The sequence below is a fragment of the Pseudomonas sp. WS 5059 genome (genome assembly GCF_012985525.1).
In the GTDB taxonomy this organism is placed as follows: Bacteria; Pseudomonadota; Gammaproteobacteria; order Pseudomonadales; family Pseudomonadaceae; genus Aquipseudomonas.
The window spans coordinates 193,275-212,730 of the sequence record NZ_JAAQWO010000009.1; the positions used below are offsets into that span (position 1 = coordinate 193,275).

18 protein-coding genes are annotated in these 19,456 nt (G+C 60.7%); 9 read left to right on the plus strand and 9 right to left on the minus strand.

What is annotated here, in order from left to right; genetic code table 11:
* The first annotated feature begins 20 nt into the window (after positions 1–20).
* Positions 21–1,298, plus strand: a complete 1,278-nt coding sequence (locus HBO12_RS24790; RefSeq protein WP_170043504.1) for an OprD family porin — start codon at positions 21–23, stop codon at positions 1,296–1,298.
* A gap of 300 nt (positions 1,299–1,598) precedes the next feature.
* Here HBO12_RS24790 and HBO12_RS24795 read toward each other — a convergent pair whose 3' ends face one another.
* The 3 genes from HBO12_RS24795 to HBO12_RS28245 form a co-directional block, all read right to left on the minus strand.
* The gene (locus HBO12_RS24795) at positions 1,599–2,960 is read right to left on the minus strand and encodes a hypothetical protein (RefSeq protein WP_170043505.1); all 1,362 of its coding nucleotides are present in this window, start codon (positions 2,958–2,960) and stop codon (positions 1,599–1,601) included.
* A gap of 346 nt (positions 2,961–3,306) precedes the next feature.
* The gene (locus tag HBO12_RS24800; RefSeq protein WP_222932610.1) at positions 3,307–4,107 is read right to left on the minus strand and encodes an L-dopachrome tautomerase-related protein; all 801 of its coding nucleotides are present in this window, start codon (positions 4,105–4,107) and stop codon (positions 3,307–3,309) included.
* Between the two features lie 66 nt (positions 4,108–4,173).
* Positions 4,174–4,380 carry a hypothetical protein gene (locus tag HBO12_RS28245; RefSeq protein WP_222932611.1) on the minus strand — a complete coding sequence of 69 codons (207 nt, stop codon included), beginning with the start codon at positions 4,378–4,380 and terminating at the stop codon, positions 4,174–4,176.
* A 275-nt stretch (positions 4,381–4,655) separates the two neighbouring features.
* Between HBO12_RS28245 and HBO12_RS24805 the strand changes: the two genes are divergently transcribed.
* The 5 genes from HBO12_RS24805 (at position 4,656) to HBO12_RS24825 (ending at position 10,580) form a co-directional block, all read left to right on the plus strand.
* On the plus strand, positions 4,656–5,381 hold the full coding sequence (locus HBO12_RS24805; protein ID WP_407073437.1) for a response regulator transcription factor: 726 nt from the start codon (positions 4,656–4,658) through the stop codon (positions 5,379–5,381).
* Positions 5,381–6,724: a HAMP domain-containing sensor histidine kinase gene (locus HBO12_RS24810; RefSeq protein WP_170043506.1), complete on the plus strand. Its 1,344-nt coding sequence runs from the start codon at positions 5,381–5,383 to the stop codon at positions 6,722–6,724. The genes HBO12_RS24805 and HBO12_RS24810 overlap by 1 nt, the downstream gene beginning before the upstream one ends.
* Before the next feature lie 97 nt (positions 6,725–6,821).
* Entirely contained in the window at positions 6,822–9,053 is a 2,232-nt protein-coding gene (locus HBO12_RS24815; RefSeq protein ID WP_169956080.1) for a TonB-dependent siderophore receptor, read from the plus strand.
* Positions 9,053–9,940, plus strand: a complete 888-nt coding sequence (locus HBO12_RS24820; RefSeq protein ID WP_170043507.1) for an alpha/beta hydrolase — start codon at positions 9,053–9,055, stop codon at positions 9,938–9,940. The genes HBO12_RS24815 and HBO12_RS24820 overlap by 1 nt, the downstream gene beginning before the upstream one ends.
* A 238-nt stretch (positions 9,941–10,178) precedes the next feature.
* Positions 10,179–10,580 carry a RidA family protein gene (locus HBO12_RS24825; RefSeq protein WP_169956084.1) on the plus strand — a complete coding sequence of 134 codons (402 nt, stop codon included), beginning with the start codon at positions 10,179–10,181 and terminating at the stop codon, positions 10,578–10,580.
* Here the strand turns inward: HBO12_RS24825 and HBO12_RS24830 are convergent, their stop codons facing one another.
* The 3 genes from HBO12_RS24830 to HBO12_RS24840 form a co-directional block, all read right to left on the minus strand.
* Positions 10,581–12,068: an aldehyde dehydrogenase family protein gene (locus HBO12_RS24830; RefSeq protein ID WP_170043508.1), complete on the minus strand. Its 1,488-nt coding sequence runs from the start codon at positions 12,066–12,068 to the stop codon at positions 10,581–10,583. It abuts the gene before it with no gap.
* Positions 12,069–12,341: 273 nt separating this feature from the next.
* Entirely contained in the window at positions 12,342–13,670 is a 1,329-nt protein-coding gene (locus tag HBO12_RS24835) for an alginate export family protein (RefSeq protein ID WP_169956088.1), read from the minus strand.
* Positions 13,671–13,704: 34 nt separating this feature from the next.
* Positions 13,705–13,908, minus strand: a complete 204-nt coding sequence (locus HBO12_RS24840) for a hypothetical protein (protein WP_346266499.1) — start codon at positions 13,906–13,908, stop codon at positions 13,705–13,707.
* Here HBO12_RS24840 and HBO12_RS24845 point away from each other — a divergent pair.
* From HBO12_RS24845 to feaR, 3 genes are all read left to right on the plus strand, one after another.
* Positions 13,886–15,385, plus strand: a complete 1,500-nt coding sequence (locus HBO12_RS24845) for an APC family permease (protein WP_170043509.1) — start codon at positions 13,886–13,888, stop codon at positions 15,383–15,385. The two genes, HBO12_RS24840 and HBO12_RS24845, sit on opposite strands and share 23 nt — an antisense overlap.
* A complete protein-coding gene (locus tag HBO12_RS24850) occupies positions 15,330–15,950 on the plus strand; it encodes a DUF3156 family protein (RefSeq protein WP_170043510.1) in 621 nt (206 codons plus the stop codon). The genes HBO12_RS24845 and HBO12_RS24850 overlap by 56 nt, the downstream gene beginning before the upstream one ends.
* Before the next feature lie 108 nt (positions 15,951–16,058).
* Positions 16,059–16,994 carry a transcriptional regulator FeaR gene (feaR, locus tag HBO12_RS24855; protein ID WP_170043511.1) on the plus strand — a complete coding sequence of 312 codons (936 nt, stop codon included), beginning with the start codon at positions 16,059–16,061 and terminating at the stop codon, positions 16,992–16,994.
* Between the two features lie 87 nt (positions 16,995–17,081).
* Here the strand turns inward: feaR and HBO12_RS24860 are convergent, their stop codons facing one another.
* Genes HBO12_RS24860 through HBO12_RS24870 form a run of 3 tightly spaced genes read right to left on the minus strand, consistent with a single transcriptional unit; the run spans position 17,082 to position 19,444 of the window.
* Positions 17,082–17,837 carry an SDR family oxidoreductase gene (locus HBO12_RS24860; protein WP_169956097.1) on the minus strand — a complete coding sequence of 252 codons (756 nt, stop codon included), beginning with the start codon at positions 17,835–17,837 and terminating at the stop codon, positions 17,082–17,084.
* Positions 17,827–18,630 carry an SDR family NAD(P)-dependent oxidoreductase gene (locus tag HBO12_RS24865; protein ID WP_170043512.1) on the minus strand — a complete coding sequence of 268 codons (804 nt, stop codon included), beginning with the start codon at positions 18,628–18,630 and terminating at the stop codon, positions 17,827–17,829. The genes HBO12_RS24860 and HBO12_RS24865 overlap by 11 nt, the downstream gene beginning before the upstream one ends.
* A complete protein-coding gene (locus HBO12_RS24870) occupies positions 18,623–19,444 on the minus strand; it encodes a molybdenum cofactor biosynthesis F family protein (protein ID WP_169956101.1) in 822 nt (273 codons plus the stop codon). The genes HBO12_RS24865 and HBO12_RS24870 overlap by 8 nt, the downstream gene beginning before the upstream one ends.
* Positions 19,445–19,456 lie beyond the last annotated feature (12 nt).

Here is a 19,456-nt window from a genome sequence, read left to right on the forward strand (position 1 = left end):
CGCATATAAAGGAACCACCGATGCCTCTTGAAAATAGAATGGGCCGCGACTGCGTGTTCGTCGGCCTGCTGGGCTGCCTGACGCCGCTGTTTGCCCAGGCAGACTTTATCAACGATCGGCAAATCAGCCTGGGCCTGCGTAACTTTTACCTGGACCGGGACTTTCACCAGACTGACGCCCCCAAATCCCGGGTCGGCAGTTGGACCCAGGGTTTCGACTTCAAGGCCGCCTCTGGCTACACCGAAGGCCCCGTACAGTTTGCTCTCGATCTCTACGGGCAGTACGCGTACCGCCTGGACGGCGGCGGCGGGCGTGGGCCGGACTCGGTGATCCCCTATGACGACAGCCGTGGCGAACCGGTGCAGGATTACGGGCGGGCGGCATTCGCGGCAAAAGTCCGCTATTCGAAGACCGAGTTGAAGTTGGGCGAACACCGTCCGACGTTGCCGGTGGCGTATTACGACGATACCCGGCAATTGGTGACCACCTTTAATGGGGTCAGTATCGAGTCCAAGGACATTGATAAGTGGACACTGACCGCCGGGTGTTTCAACCAGATCAGTTCGCGGGAGTCTTCCGACCGTGAAAAGATGTACCTGTTTAATGGCCCGGATATAAAACGCCGCAGCGACGGCCTGAGTTTTGCCGGTGCCACTTATGCGCTGACCCCGCAGTTATCCGCGACGTATTTCTACGGCCAGTTGGAAGATATCTACCAGCAGCAATACTTCGGCCTGAGCCATGACCTCGACCTGGGGGGTGGCTATGCGTTGAAAAGTGACCTGCGTTATTTCGATAACCAGGAAGACGGCAAGGCGCTGTACGGAAAAATCGACAACCGCTCCTATGGCCTGATGACCGCCTTGAAAAAAGGCGGCCATACCTTTGGCGTCGCCTACCAGCGCATGCTCGGTGAAAGCGGCTTCCCCACCATCAACGGCTACGCCCCCCAGCCGTACCTGGTGAACTGGTCCGTGGTGTCTTACGTCAAGCCCAATGAAAGTTCCTGGTCGGTGAGTTATGACTACAACTTCGCGGCGATGGGCATCCCCGGGTTGAAGTTCAAGACCCGCTACTTCCGTGGAACAGGCATCGACCGTGGCAACAATGCCCTGGACCAGAGCGTTGAAAGCGAACGCTGGCTGGGCCTTGGCTATGTGGTGCAGGACGGCACTTTCAAAAACCTTGGTGTGGAGTGGCGCCGTTACGACGTCAAGACCCGCTACGGCAACGGCAACACGGCGGGGCCGGACTATACGGAAACTCGGTTGATTACGACTTATGTGTTCAAGTTCTGAGGTCGGCTGAGGGGGTTAGTTGCCTGACCATTATTAACGCAAGAGCGTCAGCGTTGAAGTTACGAATGAAAATTTTGGGTTCAGATACTGGGTAGAGGTGGGGCAGATTGTGCTAGCTTTTTAGCGAATACATTAAGCGTGACGCTCCATGATCTAAGCTTGAGCTAAATCACGGGTGCAGATGTCCGATTAGTTGTGTTGGTTTTTAGGAAGTGATCATGGGTGTGAGTTCCTGTCGTGCCCCCAATTGAGCTGAACGCACCAGTGATTGGTGCGTTGTTCACGACTATATTTTTCGTTCTATACCGATGGTTCTAGTTTTCTTTGCATGAAGTGCAAGGTCTTAGCGATAGCAAAGATTAGTAGTGAAACTATGATCATAAGGTTGATGTAAAAGGTTGGGGCGAAGTATCTGAATTCCATCGATTGGGCCGAAATCAAAAAGCCTGCATAATATGCGTTGGAGAGGGCCCACAAACAAAAAAAGCGTGAGAATATTTTTTTGTCTGAAATAAGAATTAGTAGTATTAGGGAGAGTGTTACGCTTAAGTAAGGTTTGTAAACAATTCCTCCGAGTTGGTCTGCTGAATTAAAGAAGTTTTCTCGCATTGTTGTTTGTTGCGAATGTACACGTCCGCCCCATTCCATGGTTTTTTCGTCAACATCGTGCACGCCCCTCCTAATATTTTCTAAAGGTGCGGTTAGTCCATAAACTCTGGCCCAAAAGGATAATTTCATCACTGCCCAGTCCAAAGGGCGACTTTTGATTATTGAAAAGTAAGCTTCTTTAACCTTGGCGCTGCCTTCGATTGAGGTGATACACCACACTGGTAAGGGAGGACCGGCGTCCCAAAAAACAGAGTTCAAGTATCGGTCACTATATCTTTCTATTGCAGTTTGCGTGCTTCCACAAAAGTCAAGGGAGTGATTTAGCCAGTCATCAGTTTTTTCTTTTTTGGCGATGGCAACTATTTCCCATGCCATTCCCAATGCTTCTGGTTTGGAATTGTTTCTTAAGTCGTTATTGATAGTGAAAACAAAAGCAGTGGAAATCACAATTCCGAGCAGTGCATGCCATTTGAATGTCTTGGCGTAAAGAAATACTAAGACGATTATGGCTGGGGCTAATATTATTGAATTGAGCCTCATGCCAAATAAAATGCACAGGAGGATTGTGAATGCAAAAAAACAAGTGTTTTTGTTAAGCTTTAGTGGTTCGATAGAGCTTATCATGGCACTAATAAAGGCTATGCATGAAAAAACTAATGATGAGTCAGTTAAAATTGCGGGAAAAACCAAAAATATTGGTAGCGTGATTGTAAGTAGTGAAACAAAGAACACCAAGGGAGATGGAAAATCATTTAGAAGATTTCTATAAGTGATTGCGATTGCGGTGTAAAATAAAAATATTTGAAAAAAGGTATACAGTCCTATTCCACCCACGATCTTAATTGATAAGTGCATAAGATACGATTGCAAGGGAGGGAGAACTGTAAAGCCGCCCGATCCGCTCGCAAAGTTAATTCGTGCTAGTGCATCAGCTGTAGCAATAAATGGGTAAATTGAAAGCGTCATCACTACGGAAAGTAACATGCACACAATAATAGATAGGCGCAGATCCAAATGCCTAAAAAATATTGGAATATGTTTGATTTTAAGCATTGCGTTCCCTAGGGGGTAGTGGGTTGCGGCCGAGTTCGGCCGGGATAGTATCAAATTGACATCTCTCAGGATTCTACAAGTGAATGGCGGTCTGTGTCAGCGTGAATACGTTGATTTGGGCCGGTATTTGTTCCGTCTGGCGTAAAATTCAGGAACTTTTCTGGAAAAGGTCTGTCGAGGCTGTGCGAAGGGGGAGGCCGCAGAGGTGTCGGGGTCAAACCCCAGACAAAGAAAAGCCCGCGATGGGGAGTGCGGGCTTAAAGGGTTTCACTAGGAGCTGGGACCACCCTAGGCGCCCGACTGTGAAAGGGATGTGAAAGCGCAAAACGATCTATAGGCGCTCCAATCAGCGATGTGTCGATAAGCGATAAACCCCGACCGGCCACTGCACCAGGGATTTACCCTTGTTGAACAGCGCTACGCGGTCCATCTGTGGGGTGGGTAGCCACAGCGTGCCGTCCTGGTCCAGGAAGGGCGCATCAACCCAATGCAGGCGCTTGTCCACGATCAGGGTTTCGATCTGTCCGTCAGTGCGGCGCACGCGGATGGCGTCGTGGGCCAGGTCGGAAAAGTACAGGTTGCCCTGTGCATCCATGACCGACCCGCCGGTTGCCGGGATGTCGGCAAAGAACTCCACCCGTGCAGCCAGTTGTTCCGGGGGCAGGGCCGGGTTTGCAAGGTCGTTGATCCGCACCTTGAACCACGGGCCTTGCAGCGCGCCGTAATACAGCCAGACGCCGTCAAAGCTGACTTCCAGCGGGTCGGCGTTGACGCGCAGGGGTTGGCCGTCGGGGGCCTTGACCACCTGGTTGCTGAGGATCAAGTCCCGGTCAGGCCGGGCGACCACTGAGGCGTGTTGGTCCAGCACGCGCCGGGCCGCGCCGGTCTCCAGGTCGACGACAATAATGCCGGCATTGCCCGCATCGGTGAGGAAGGCCTTACCGGCGCTGAAGCGGACGTCATCCACGTAGCTGCCGGCCATGGCAATATCCGGCCCGAAGAAGTAGGTGCGAACCACCTGGTTGGTACGCAGGTCGATACACACCAGCTTTGCGCCTTGGCTGACAGGGTTGCCGCCGAATTCGGGCGCGCCGGTGTCGACTACCCATAGTTTGTCGCCCTCCAGGCGCAGGGCATTGATGTTCACGAAGACGTTGGCAGCATCCCGCTCTGGTGCCCAGCTGTTCCAGGCACCGCTTGGATAGGCAGCGCGCTAGCCATTTTGGTCGATTGCCGTCAGTTGTGGCCCCTGGGTCCCGGTCCAGCGTGGCCCAGAGAGAAACGTGCGGCCGCTGTAGTGCGCTACGGCGTTCCAGATCTGCCCGGAGCTTTGGACCGCAACGTCCAGCTCGGGCTGTTTGACGGTGGCGCACCCGGCAAGCAGTGCCAGCATGGCGGCGCCCAGCAGCAAGCGGGTCATGAGCGAGCGCCCCCTGCGCGGGCACAGGTATCCCACAACTCGGTGAGACGTTGATGGAGGGTGTGCATGAACTGGCTGACGGTGGCTTTGGACATGATGATTCTCCTGCATCCGGTGAAGTGACCTAACGAGGAGATAGCTTGATTGTTGGTGTTTAACTGAAAAAGCCCAGGTTCCACGGATTCAGTTTCTTCAAAATATTGATAATCCGCGCCCAAACAGCTCAACACGCAACGTTCGTTGCGCAATGTTTCTCCGGATGAGAAACTGGCCTAATTGTGAACAGTTATCATCCACTACCTAAACCATCTTCTTCCGCACGCATCCTGGTCATCGAGGATGACGTCGAACTGTGCGCCCACCTTTGTAGCCATCTGAGCCGGCGCGGCTTCATTTTGAGCAGTGCTCATCGTGGCGATGAAGGCTTGAGCATGGCCCTGGATCCAGCGGTCGAGCTGGTCCTGCTGGATATCATGCTGCCCAACGAAAACGGCCTGAAAGTACTGGCGCGCTTGCGCAGCGAGCGGGGTACGCCGGTGATTCTGATGTCGGCACTGGGCGCCGAGCAGGATCGCATCACCGGTTTCAGCCAGGGCGCGGACGACTACCTGCCCAAGCCTTTCAGCCTCGCCGAACTGGATGTGCGTATCGACGCGTTGCTGCGGCGTGTGGCACTTGATCGCGGCGCACCCGCCAGCAGGCCGCCATTGCTGGACCTGGATGCAGGCGCCCGGGATCTCATGTTCAACGGCTGCCCGGCAGGCCTGACCGGTTCGGAGTTCCGCTTGCTGTGCACCTTGCATGAACACGCCGGCGAACCCTTGTCCAAGGCGTTCCTGTACCAGCATGTGTTGCACCGCGCCTATACCCGGCTGGATCGCGGCCTGGATGTGCATGTGTGCAATGTGCGGCGCAAGCTCGCGGCGATCAACCTGCAAGGGGTGCGCATCGAAGCGGTGCGGCATCAGGGGTATGTGTTGCTGTGCGAAGGCTTGAGCTGATGCAGCGCCGGCACCCACTGCTGTGGAAAATGGCACTGCTGCAAGTGTGTTTCTGCCTGCTGCTGGTGTGGTTGGTGTGGGGCTGGGGCTTGCAGGTCGAGCGCAGTACTTACTTTCTTGAACAACCCGACCGCGATGCCCTGAGCGCCTATGCCGCCCAGGCCGAAGAGGTGGCCGCCGCCGGCGATGCCCAGGCCGTGGAGCAATGGCGACTCGCCCTGCAACAGCGCGAGCAGACCTGGGTCGGCGTGCTCGATCCGTTCCTGCAAAGCCTCGGCACCCAACCGCTGACGGCGGCCGAAGTCAGTCACCTGACCTTTATGCGCAAGCCCAGTTGGCCCATGAGCAAGCGTCTGGAGGATGAACTGCCCTATGTCAGCATCGCCTTCCCCCAGTACCCGGAGCGCGGCCGTTTGGTCATGCAGTTGCCCGAGCGCTTGCTGCCACCGGGGCTCACGCCTTGGACGCACCTGTTTACCCACGGCGTGGTGCCGGTGGTGTTGGCCTTGGGCCTGGGGCTGTTGCTGTATCGCCACCTGGTGTTGCCATTGAACGAATTGCGCGAGCGCGCGAACGCCCTGAGTGCCGGTGACCTGGCGCCGCTGGCCAGCAGTTCGGTGACCCGACGCGGCGATGAGCTGGGTGAGTTGGCGCGAGCCTACGAGCACATGGCCGAACGCCTGCGCCAGAGCCTGCAGCAGCAACGCCAACTGCTGCGCACCCTGTCCCATGAAATCCGCACGCCCTTGGCCCGTTTGAAAATCGCCAGCGAAAGCGGCCTGGCGCGCCAGCAGTTGGAGCAACGGCTGGCGCGGGAAGTCGAGGAGATGCGGCGCCTGGTGGATGACTCCCTCAACCTGGCCTGGCTGGATACCGAAAAGCCCCGGTTGCAGTCTGAGGACGTGCGGGTGGCCTCGGTGTGGGAAGCGCTGGTGCAGGACGCGCATTTCGAAACGGACTGGCCATTGCAGGCGCTGGTGTGCGAAGTCGACGGTGATTGTGAAATCAGGGTCCATCTCAACAGTTTCGCCCAGGCCCTGGAAAACATCTTGCGCAACGCCATCCGCCATTCACCTCCAGGGGGGGTCATTCGCTTGAGCGGCGAGCGTGAAGGGGATACGTGGCTGTTGACCGTCGAGGACCAGGGCCCGGGCGTCGATGAAGCCGATCTGGAGCGGATTTTTGAACCCTACCTGCGCCTGGACGGCGCACCCGGCACTGGTTTTGGCCTGGGCTTGAGCATTGCCCGCCGCGCCCTCCAGTTGCAGGGCGGGCAGTTATGGGCCAGCCACGGCACGCAGGGTTTGCGCATGAACCTGCGGGTGGCGGCGGCAAATGTTTAGAAAGTTAATGTTCTTTACTCGCAATTGCATCTGATTATCATCTGCGATCTTTGCTGGCCTACCGCTATCGGTGGGCTTGACGTTTCGGAGATACCTCATGCACCGCCTGCCGCCCCTGTCCCTGCTTGCCCTGAGTATTTGCAGCCTGCTGCCCGCCAGCGGCTTTGCTGCCGAGCCCGAGACCCCTGCGCGTCTTGAACTGCAAACCCAGACCGTCCTGGGCACGGCGCAGGAAGAGATCAAGCAGGCGCCCGGTGTGTCGATCATCACCGCCGAAGACATCAAGAAGCGCCCACCGGCCAACGACCTGTCGGACATCATCCGCACCATGCCCGGCGTCAACCTCACGGGCAATTCCAGCAGCGGCCAGCGAGGCAACAACCGGCAGATCGATATCCGTGGCATGGGCCCGGAAAACACCCTGATCCTGATCGATGGCAAGCCGGTGGGCAGCCGCAATTCCGTGCGCTATGGCTGGCGCGGCGAGCGTGACAGCCGTGGCGACAGCAACTGGGTGCCCGCCGACCAGGTCGAGCGTATCGAGGTCATCCGTGGCCCGGCTGCCGCCCGTTACGGTAACGGCGCCGCCGGTGGCGTGGTGAACATCATCACCCAGCAACCCGGCACCGAGACCCACGGCTCGGCGACGATCTATCACAACTTCGCCCAGCACAGCGCCGAAGGCGAGACCGAGCGCATGAACTTCGGCCTGAACGGCCCGCTCACCGACACCCTCAGCTACCGGGTGTACGGCAATGTGGCGAAAACCAATGCCGACGACGCCGATATCAACAGCGGCCATGAATCCAGACGCACCGGGAACCAGATCGGCACCTTGCCTGCGGGGCGCGAAGGGGTGCGCAACAAGGACATCAACGGCCTGTTGAGCTGGAAGATCACGCCCGAACAAACCCTCGACCTGGAAGCCGGTTTCAGCCGCCAGGGCAACATTTATACCGGCGATACGCAGAACACCAACAGCAACGCCAACGTGAAAAAACTGCTCGGCCACGAGACCAATGTGCTGTACCGCGAGACCTACGCCGTGACCCATCGCGGCGACTGGGAGCTGGGCACCAGCCTGGCCTACCTGCAATACGAAAAGACCCGCAACAGCCGGATCAGCGAGGGCCTGGCGGGCGGTACCGAAGGGATCTTCTCCAGCAGCAATTTCAACACCACGGTGTTGCGCGACCTGACCGCCCATGGCGAAGTCAGCCTGCCGTTGCATGCCGGGGTGGACCAGGTGCTGACCGTGGGCACCGAGTGGGTCGAGCAGCAACTCGATGACCCAAGCTCCAACGGGCAAACCACCACTGCCGGCGGCAACGTCGCCGGGCTTGCCGGGACCAACCGCAGCAGCTCGTCCTCGGCGCGGATCTTCTCGGTATTTGTCGAGGACAATATCGAACTGCGCCCCGGCACACGCCTGACCCCCGGCCTGCGCCTGGATCACCACGACATCGTGGGCGACAACTGGAGCCCGTCGCTGAACCTGTCCCAGGTGCTCACCGACACCCTGACCCTGAAAGCCGGGATCGCCCGCTCCTACAAGGCGCCCAACCTCTACCAGCTCAACCCCAACTACCTGCTGTACAGCAACGGCCAGGGTTGCTACGGGCAGACCACCAGTTGCTACCTGCAAGGCAATGCCGAGCTGGACGCCGAAACCAGCGTCAACAAGGAGCTGGGAATCGAGTACCGCAATGACGGGGTCGTGGCCGGCCTGACGTACTTTCGTAATGACTACAAAAACAAAATCGAGTCGGGCCTGACCCCGGTCGGCAACGCCAGCGGCGGCACCGGCAGCACGGCCAACGCCAGCATCTTCCGCTGGGAGAACGTGCCCAAGGCTCTGGTCGAAGGGCTGGAAGGCACCCTGGCCCTGCCACTGACCGAACAGTTGAACTGGACCAACAACTTCACCTACATGCTGCAATCGAAAAACAAGCAGACCGGCGATGTGCTGTCCGTCGCGCCCAAGTACACCCTGAACTCGATGCTCGACTGGCAGGCCACAGATGACCTGTCCTTGCAAATGAGCGTGGCCTGGTACGGCAAGCAAACCCCGAAAAAATACGATTACCACGGCAACCGCGTGACGGGTTCGGGCAATAACCAGCTGTCGCCCTATGCCATCGCCGGCGTCAGCGGAACGTACGCTTTGAGCAAGAACCTGAGCCTGACGGCCGGCGTCGATAACCTGTTCGACAAACGCCTGTGGCGTGAAGGCAACGCCCAGGGCGTGGCCAATATCGAAGGGGCGGGGGCCGCGACCTATAACCAGTCCGGCCGTACCTTGTACACCAGCCTGACGGCATCCTTCTGATGGGGCGCTTAATCAGCCTGGCGCTGCTGTTGATCGCCCAGGCCGCCGTTGCCCGGCCTGCGCCGGACCAGTTGATGGATGCGAAGGTGTTGCGCGAAGCCAGCGCCTATAGCTTCAGCACCCTGGAGCTGGATTCGGCCGATGGCGCGCGCCATTACCGGATCTGGCTGGGGCAGCCGCCTGCCGTGAGTGCGGCCACCCCGGTGGCGTACTTGCTCGATGGCAACGCCGCGATGGCCGCGCTGGACCACCAGGGCCTGGAGCAACTGGCGCACAGTGTGGCGCCGCCGGTGCTGGTTGCCGTGGGTTATGCCACGCCACTGCGGATCGAGCGCACGGCGCGCACCTTTGACTACACGCCAAGCGTCGGCAGCGCCGTGGAACAACGGGACCCGTTGACTGCGGTGCCCAGTGGCGGTGCGGATGTGTTTCTTGACTTGCTCACGCAGAACATTCGCCCGCTGGTCAATCAGCGCCTGGGCATCACCCCGCAGCGGCAATTGCTGTGGGGCCACTCCTACGGCGGTTTGCTGGTGCTGCATGCGTTAATGACACGCCCGCATGCCTTTGATGACTACGCGGCGGCGAGCCCTTCGTTGTGGTGGAACCGAGGGGTGGTGACGGCAGAGGCCCACGGCCTGGCGCAACGCCTGCGGGGCAGCCAGCCCCGCTTGCTGCTGATGCGTGGCGATCAGGAACCGGCCAGCCCGGCCGCTGCGGCGCCGGCCAAAGAGGCCAGTGACACGGCATTCAAGGCGCTGCTGGGCACACTGCATCAGGTGGATGGGCTACAGGTGCGCCACCTGACCTTTGCCGGGTTGGGGCATGGGCCGATGTTGCCGGCGTCCTTGCGCTATACCCTGCAGATGCTCAGCCAGAGGCGTTAGCCTCGCCAGGTTGGCACGCCCGCGTCAGCAAGTGGCCGGGCACGATCTGCTTGCACAAACCTTGCGCGCTTTAAGGTTGGGAGTCGTGGTGATGAGGTCTGCAGGCATGTCCTGGGCGCGGCCCTTGCACGGTTGATTGCAAGGCGTTCTGTTTCTGGATGTTGAAATGTGCAGTTTCTCCAGGAGTTGGCAAAACCCTTGGGGTAGCCTTGTTTCCTACAGATAACAAGGAGTCGTCATGCAGCGAAAAACCCTCAACCCTCCGACCGTCTTCAACTCCCTGCAATACGGTTTCAGCCAGGCCATGGAAGTGCGCGATGGTCGGCGGATTCTGCTGTCCGGCCAGGTGGGCGTGGACGCTGACGAGCGTACCGTCGGCCCTGGCATCGCCGAACAGACCGCGACCGCCCTGGACAATATCGAAAAAGTCCTGGCGGCGGCCGAGGGCGATCTGTCCCATGTGATCATGCTGCGCCTGTATATCGTCGAGTCCGCCCGCGATCAGCAGGAGCCTATCGCTGCCGCATTGCGCGAGCGGTTTCCCGAAAACCCGCCGCCCTCGTCGTGGATCATCGTCAGCGGCTTGTCACTGCCTGAATGGTTGATCGAGATCGAGGCGGAGGCGCTGATCCCGCAGTGATCAGTAACGCATCATCACCGACTTGAGCTCGGTGTAGTCCTCGATAAAGGCGCTGCCGAACTCCCGGCCAATCCCCGAGGACTTGTTGCCACCGAACGGCACGGCGGGGTCGAGCAGGGTGTGCATGTTCACCCACACCGTGCCGGCGTTGATCGCCGGGACCATGCGCAGGGCCTTGCCCAGGTCGTTGGTCCACAGGCTGGCGCTGAGGCCGCTGGCGGTATGGTTCATCAGCGCCAGCAACTCGTCCTCGTCGTCGTAGGGCAGGAACGTGGCGATGGGGCCGAAGGTTTCTTCGGTGAGCAGCGTGTCGTTGATGCTGTTGGCGAGAATGATCGTGGGTTGCACATAGCAACCGGGCCGCTCCATCGGTTGGCCGCCGTGGATGATCGTGTTGTTTTCGGCGCGGGCGGTGGCAAAAAAACCTTCCAGCTTCAATTGGTGCTGGCGATGGGTAACCGGGCCAAACTCGGTGCGCTCATCCAGTGGCGAGCCGATATTCAGGCGGCTCAAACGCTGGGCCAGGGCTTCCATGACCGGGTTGATCTGCGAGCGGTGGACGAAAAACCGCTCGGCCGCCGCGCAGATTTGCCCCGAGTGCAGGAAACCCGCTTCGATAATGCCGTTGACGGCGGTTTCCAGCTTCACATCGCGCAGGAACGCCGCCGCGTTCTTGCCACCCAACTCCAGGGTCGCGCGCGTCAGGCCGGCGCCCATGGCCGCGCGGCCGACCGCAATGCCGGTGGGCACCGAGCCGGTGAACGACACCTTGTCAGTGCCTGGGTGTTCGATCAGCCCCTTGCCCACCTGGCCGCCGCCGGTCAGCACGTTCAGTACCCCAGCGGGCAGGCCGGCTTGCACCGCCAGTTCGGCAATGCGCAGCAGGGTCAGCGGCGTGAATTCGCTGGGCTTGATGATGATGCTGCAACCGGTCACCAGGGCCGAGGCGAGTTTCCAGATGGCGATCATGGTCGAGAAATTCCACGGCACGATGCCCACCACCACGCCCACCGGTTCGCGCAGGGTGAAGGCGCTGTAGCGCTCGCCGGCAAACGAGGGCAGTGACGGGGTGAGGGTCTGGCCGCTGATCTTGGTTGCCCAGCCCGCGTAATAACGCAAAAAATGCGCGGCCTGGTCCACTTCAAAGGTGCGGGAAATCTGGATGATCTTGCCTGACTGGCAGGTCTCGATCTGCGCCAGTTCCTCGCGGTTGCGCTCCAGCAGGTCGGCGAGTTTGAGCAGCACATTGCCACGGACCGCCGGAGCGGTCTGCGACCACTGTTTGAAGCCGCGCCGCGCCGAGGCCACGGCCCGCTCGATATCACTGGCTTGCGCATCGGCGACCGTGGCGATGGCCTGGCCGGTGGCTGGGTTGATCACCTCCAGGGTCTGGCTGGACTGGCTGGGGACGTAGCCACCGTCGATAAACAGGCCGTGGTCTCGACGCAAGAAGGCTTCGACGGTGGGCAGCAGCGCGATATCGCTCATGGGGGTGTTCCTGATCAGAAAGGAAAACCCGAGGCTAACCAACGCGGGTAGCTAGAGCTTGACTGTGCCTGCCGGGGCGTATGTCTGTGGCTGCCATGCCCCTGTAGGAGCGGGCCGGCCTTATGCCATTCAGTTAAGCGCGGATCCCCTGTAGGAGCGGGCTTGCCCGCGATGGCTGAGTGTCAGTCGATACATTCGGCGGATGAACTACCGCTATCGCGGGCAAGCCCGCTCCTACAGGGGAAGTGCGGTGGTTCAGGGGCAACCCAGGTCTTAGAACGGCACCGCCACCACCAACTGGCTATAGACGTTGGTGCCGTTGCCACCGACCTGGTTGCCGCCGGTGTCCTGGTCCTTGTCCGGTTGGTACAGGCCAATCAATGGCGTGATGATCAGGTGCTCGTTCACCGCCCATTCGGCATACAGGTCCAGCTCGCGGCCATCGAGGTCGAGCATGTTGCGCTTGCTGACGGTCTGGTAGTCGAAGAACAGCGCGCCGAGGGTCAGGTTGTCCAGCGGCTTGACCTTGAGCGCCACGTGCTGCACCGAGGTGTTGCTGTTGTAGGGCCCGGAGTAGTTGCCCGCCACTTCGCCCTGGACCCAGGTGCCAAACCCTCGATTGAAGCCAGCGAACAGCGCGTCCCAGTTTTTCGAGTAGCGCGCATAACGGTAGGTCAGGTCCGGCGACCATGGCAGGTCGGCGAAGGTGTAGCCGGCCTCGGCGTACCAGGCTTTTTCCGGGCCCGGGTCCTTGTCTTGCCAGGCGTACTCGAACGAGAAGTGCGCGTTGTCGATCCCGGCGTTGCCGGTGCCGCGCAGGCTGTAGAGATTCATGCCCTTGCGTTGCTTTTGCAGGTCGTTGGCAAAGCGCTCATCCACATCGATGCCATGCAGGTAGGTCAGGCCCAGGGTGCCTGGCGCAGCGCTGTACTCCAGGGTGCCGATGGCCATTTCGGTCAGGGCCTGGGCGCGGTTGTCGGACTCGATCCACATCAGGCTGCCATGCAGGCCGTCCTTGCCGCCCAGGCGTACCACGGCTGCCTTGTCGAAGGCATGCCGGGCCGCGATGTAATAGGCACCGCCACGGTCGAACTGACCGTCGGCCACGCCATTGCCCAGGTTCGGGCCGTCGTCGTTGATGATAAAGCCGTCGCCCACGGTAATGATCTGGCGCCCGTACGACAGGTCCAGGCCATCCTTGCCCAGTGCTGGCAACAGGTCCCCGGAGCGCCAGCCGGCAAAGGCTTCCTCGAACTTGGTGGTGCGCTCGCTGCCGTCGGTCACGCGGGAGGCATCGCCATCGCCCCAGGTGCCGGAGCTCACCAGGTTGGCGGTGCCGTACACACTGCCCAGGCCAGCCAGGGTCTGGTCGATGCTCAAGCCGTACTTGATGAAGCCTTCACGCCAGGTCGAACCGCCCTGGCTGCCTTCGTAGTTCTTGCGGCTATTGAACATGCCGTAAACGGCCAGGAAGTTGCCGGTGACGGTGGTGTCGTCGTCGGCATACAGTTCAATCGCCTGGGCCGCCGGTTGGCCGATCAACAGCGCAAGACCCAGGCCGACAGCCGGGCGCAGGTGGCGGGTTTTTAGTGTGTGCTCCATTGTTATAGTCCCCAAGGGTTAAGTTGAGGGCACATTAGGGCGAGCGTCGGCGGCGCAAGTCTTTCACCTGCGTGCCAGGCAATTGATCCTGGCCGCCAGGCCGCAGGCCCTGGCAGGGAGCAACAAAACCGGCGGCAGCCAGGGGCAAGACGATCAGGTTGGGCGGGGCGCACAGTGCAAACACTTCTAAAAAATCCCTTTCGAGGATCTGCACCATGTCGATCAATGACAGACTCACCGCGCACCTGAACCGGGGTACGGTGGGTTTCCCCACCGCATTGGCCAGCACCATTGGCCTGATCATGGCAAGCCCGGTGATCCTTACCGCGACCATGGGCTTTGGCATCGGCGGCAGCGCGTTTGCGCTGGCCATGCTGATTGCCGTGGTGATGATGCTGGCCCAGGCCACGACCTTCGCCGAGGCCGCCTCGATACTGCCCACCACCGGCTCGGTGTACGACTACATCAATTGCGGCATGGGGCGTTTTTTTGCGATCACCGGCACCTTGTCGGCCTATTTGATCGTGCACGTGTTTGCCGGCACCGCTGAAACCATCCTGGCCGGGGTCATGGCCCTGGTGAACTTTGAACACCTCAATACCCTGGCCGAATCCGCCGGTGGCTCCTGGTTGCTGGGGGTGGGCTTCGTGCTGGTGTTCGGCCTGCTCAATGTGTTTGGCGTCAGTGCCTTTGGCCGCGCCGAGATCATCCTCACTTTCGGCATGTGGACCACCTTGATGGTGTTTGGCGTGCTCGGCCTGATCGCCGCGCCAGCGGTACAACTGGACGGCTGGTTTGGCCAGTCCATGGTGGGCAGCGACCTGGTGACGGTGTTGTCCCTGGTGGGCATGGCGATGTTCATGTTTGTCGGCTGCGAATTCGTCACCCCGCTGGCGCCGGACCTGCGCCAGTCGGCCAAGGTCATGCCGCGGGCGATGATGCTCGGCCTGATGGGGGTGGCGACGTGCATGTTCATCTACGGCGCGGCCATGAAGCGCCAGGTGCAAAACGTAGTGCTGGACGCGGCCAGCGGCGTGCATTTGCTGGATACGCCCATGGCCATTCCACGCTTTGCCGAGCAGGTGATGGGGCAGGTCGGGCCGCTGTGGCTGGGGATCGGCTTTCTGTTTGCCGGCGCCGCCACCATCAATACCTTGATGGCCGGCGTGCCAAGGATTCTCTACGGCATGGCGGTGGATGGCGCGTTGCCCAAGGTGTTCACCTACCTGCACCCGCGCTTCAAGACCCCGGTGCTGTGCATCCTGGTGGCGATGCTGATTCCCTGCCTGCACGCGCTGTACCTGGGCGGCAACACCGACAACATCATGCACCTGGTGCTGGCGGCGGTGTGTGCGTGGAGTTTCGCTTACCTGTTGGTCACGGTGTCGGTGGTGATCCTGCGCATTCGCCGTCCCGACTTGCCACGGGCCTACCGCTCGCCGTGGTTCCCGCTGCCGCAGCTGCTGTCCAGCGCCGGCATCCTGCTGGGGATGTGGTTTATCACACCGCCGGGGATGGACCCGGCGGATATTTATGTCCCGTTCGGCGTGATGCTGGGCGGCACTGCGGTGTATGCGCTGTTCTGGACCCTGGTGGTGCAGAAGGTCAATCCATTCACGCCGGCGTCGGTGGAAGACGTGCTGGCCAAGGAGTTTGCCAATGAACCGGGTCACTCTCACAACGGCTATGTCAGCACTGCGGCAAAAGCTGTCTGAGCTGTTCAGCGCACAACGGGCGCCAGCGGGCTATCAGCCGGGGCGCACCCTGGGGCAACTGCGGCGCAATTTGGGGCTGGCGCGTTTCGAGCAGGTGTCGCCGACCTTGGCGCGGGCGGCACTGGACGACGGCAGCCTGCACCTGGAAATTCGCGAGCGCACCGAATCGCAGCTGTTGATGCACCTGGTCATGACCGAGTTCAGCTTATGCCTGCCCGCCTCGACAGAGGGCGCGGCACGCTTTGAATTGCACCATGGCGGGGCCGTTCGACGTACCGGGATCCGCTGCCGGCAACGTTCGGGCGAGGGTGCATTGCTGGGGCAGCTGCAGGTGCGCTTGCAACAGGACAGTGCCTTGCACCAGGCATTGATGCCCCTGGATTTCAAGCGCCTGCACATTGAATTGCACGCCCGGCACTGGCACGTGCGCCTGGAACACATGGGCGGCAGCGAGGTGGTCAACCGCATGCCTGCCTTTCGCCGCTACATCGCCCTGAGCCGCGAACAGCGGGACGTGCTGCTGGCAGCGCTGCTCGGCTTGCAGCGCGTATTGCGCACGCTCTGATTGGCATCATTAGTGCAAACACAAGGGTGGACAGGTACTTGTTGCGCGCATATAGATAACATGTTAACTATTGCCCGACAAAAACAATAAGCCATTGTGGAGACACCCATGGGTATCCAACAGAGTGCACAACAGGGGCTCGACACCTGGAACCGCGACTTGCGTGCGATGTGCGGCCACTTCGACACCGAACTGGCCTTTAACCGTTCGCTGTTTATCGGCGAGTTTTCCATGCTTTCAAACGGCGGGTTGCCCCTGGCCAGCCTGCGTACCAACGCCGGCCTGATCAAGCGCCAGGTCAGCAACCCCGACCATGACAATGACCAGGATTGCTTTTTGGTCAGCCAGCGCAGCGGCTATTCGCAGGTCGTGCAGAACGGCCAGCGCGTGCAACTGGCCCCTGGCGAACTGCTGCTGATGGACTCGGTGGGCTCCATTGAAATCACCCCGTTCGGCTTGATCGAACATATCTCGCTGTCGTTGCCGCGCGCCCAGGTGTGCAAGCAGATGGGCAGCCAAGCAAAAACCTTTGGCAAGGTTTCCTCCAGCAAAGCCTGTGGGCGAATGCTGCATGTGTTGATGGACCAATTGTGCAAGGGCGGCGAAGGTGCCGAGGATGAGGTCGAGGCGTTGCAGTGTGCCTTTGTGTCGCTGCTGGGCTCAGCCCTGGAGCAGGACGAGGACGCGCGCGATGACACCGGCGCGTTGCAAGGTAACAACCTGCGCAGCTACGTGCAGAAGGTCATTGATGAGTCCCTCAGCCAGCCTGGCCTGAGCCCCGTCGGCCTGGCCAGCCGCTTGAACATCTCGGTACGCCATTTGTATCGGCTGTTCGAAGAACAGGACGACAGCGTCTGCCGCTACATCCAGCGCGCAAGGCTCAAGCGCAGCGCCGATGACTTGACCAACCCGTTCCTGCGTAGCGAATCGATTACCTCGATTGCCTATAAGTGGGGTTTTACCGATTCGGCGCATTTCAGCCGCTCGTTCAAGAAGCAGTTCGAGCAGTCACCCAAGGCGTTTCGTTCCAGCCGAATGGCCTGAACAGGATCTGACCCGCCCAGTAGATTGAACGTAGGAGCCGGTTGACAGACTGCCATCACCGGCAAGCCGGCTCCTACAGGTTGGGTTTCAGACTTCCGGCAGGGTTGAGCCGCCATCTACCACCAGCGTTTGCCCGGTGATATAGGTGGCCAGCCCCGAAGCCAGAAACAGCATGGCCCCGGCGATATCGGCGGCGCTGCCCAAGCGTCCCAACGGCACGCGGCTGGCAATACTGGCGTTGAGTTGGCCATCTCCCAGGTTGCTCATTGCCGGTGTCGCGATCATGCCCGGTTCAACCCCGTTGACCCGTACATTCAACCCCGCCAGTTCCAGCGCAGCATTGCGAATGAAGCCGTTGACCCCGGCCTTGGACGCCGCATAGTGGCTCAGCCCGGGGTACGCCACCCTGGGGCCGGTCACTGATGAAGTTACCAGTACACAGCCGTGGCCCTGGCGGCGGAACATCGGCAGGGCGCCTTGGGTCAGCCAGAACAGGGCCGAGAGATTCACCGCCAGGGTGCGTTCGAGAATGGCCGGGGTGATGTCCTCAAAGCAGGTCAGCGGGAAGTACCCGGCGTTGTGGACCAGTACGTCGAGTCGTTCCTGGCGTTGCATCAGCGCGAACACCGCGCTGGCATCCGCCAGGTCGATACCAACGGCCGCGACTTGGCAACCATGGGCTATAAGTTCGTCAGCCAGGGCCTGGGCCGTGGCGACTTGACGGTCGGCAATCAGCACCTGGGCGCCGCGCCTGGCAAACCCTTCGACAATCCCACGACCGATGCCCTGGGCGCCGCCAGTGACCAGAACCACTTGGCCGCTGAAGTCCAGGTCATGGGGCATGAGTGGGCTCCAGATGGGCGAAGGCCAGTGTCGGCACATCGACAATGCTTGAACCGCCGTCGGCCACCAGGGCTGCGCCGGTGATGATTGACGCGTCAGCCGATGCCAGGAAGCGACAGACCTTGGCGATCTCGTCGGCACTGGCCGGGCGGCGCAGCGGTACATCGGCGCACACTCGGGCATAGGCTTGCTGCAGGCTCTCGTCATAGGCCTGCATCAACGGCTGCATTTCCTGATCCGCCATGGGCGTGCGCACCCAGCCCGGACACACCGCATTGACCCGCACCCCGCGCGGCCCGTAATCCCGGGCCAACGAGCGGTTGAGCCCCAGCAGCGCATGTTTGGCGGTGGTGTAGCCGCACACCTCGGGGCCTGCCGCTAGTGAGGCGATGGAGCCGATCAGCACAATATTGCCGGCGCTTTCCAGCAACAGCGGCAGGCAGGCCCGCGCGCTGTAGAAAGCGCTGTCGAGATTGCTGCGCAACGCTGCTTCCCAGGTGGCCGGTGGGGTTTGCGTGGCACTGCCCACGCCATGGCCGCCGGCGCAGGCCAGCAGCACATCGAGACGCCCATAGCGCTGGCGGATCTGCGTGATGAACCCTTCCCAGGTCACGGGGCAGGCCGCGTCGCCCACCAGGATCAGCCCGCCGGTGTCTGCGGCCACCTGCTCCAGCGGTTCGCGGCGCCGGCCGATCAGTACCAGTTGTGTCTCTTCGCCCGCATACAGCCGGGCACACGCGGCGCCGATACCGGTGCCGGCCCCGGTGATCAGCACCGTGCGTGGCTCAGTCATCGGCATACTCCGTGCGGTTGAGCACCTGGCAATAGGAACTGATGGGGAAGTTCGACAGCGCATCGAACGAGGAACCGGCGTAGCCGAAGATCTTGCCGTCGCTGCGGTGCTGTTGCAGGTCAATCAGCACCAGGCCCAGGGTGGGAATGATTTTTTCGCGCCAGACAAATAGGTACAGCTCATCGGCAATCTTGTAGTAATGGCAGCGATCGGTGTCGCACAGGCCTTGCTCGACACCCTTGAGGCACTGCCAGGCATAGAACTGGTCGTTGAGGTAGAGGTGCTCGTAGACCTCGCTCGGGCTGTAGCGGTATTGGTTGCGCAGGCCCACCAACTCGCGTGTCGGCGTGTGTGGGCACAACCCTTCCTGCCACGGGCGGTCGAGGCTGCCATGCAGGAAGTCCACGGCCACCGCGGTTAACGGCTTGCCCGCCAGGGCGCGGCTGTACAGGCCCTCGGCGGTGTCTGCCGGGGAGGGCAGGCGGCCGATGACGGCGGTGAACGAGGCACTGTGGGTGTCGAGCACCAGGCTGATGGACCAGTCCTGCCCGCCTTCATGCTTGATGAAGTCCACCAGGTACAGGCCGGGGCGGATCGACGTGGCACGGTAGGGCGCCGTGCCGCTGGAGTGCCCGTCCAGGGCGCTCCAGGACAGGCTCTGCTGAGCGAAATGATGCGCTATCTGCCAGCCATTGGCGAAGTGCAGGGTGAACGTCTTGCCGTCCAGGTCTGCCAGGTTGGGCAGGATAAAGGCCTGGGGGGCAAAGCCGTCGGCGAGGGCGCCGACGGTGATCCAGTCAGATGGGTGAGTCATCACCGGCCTCCG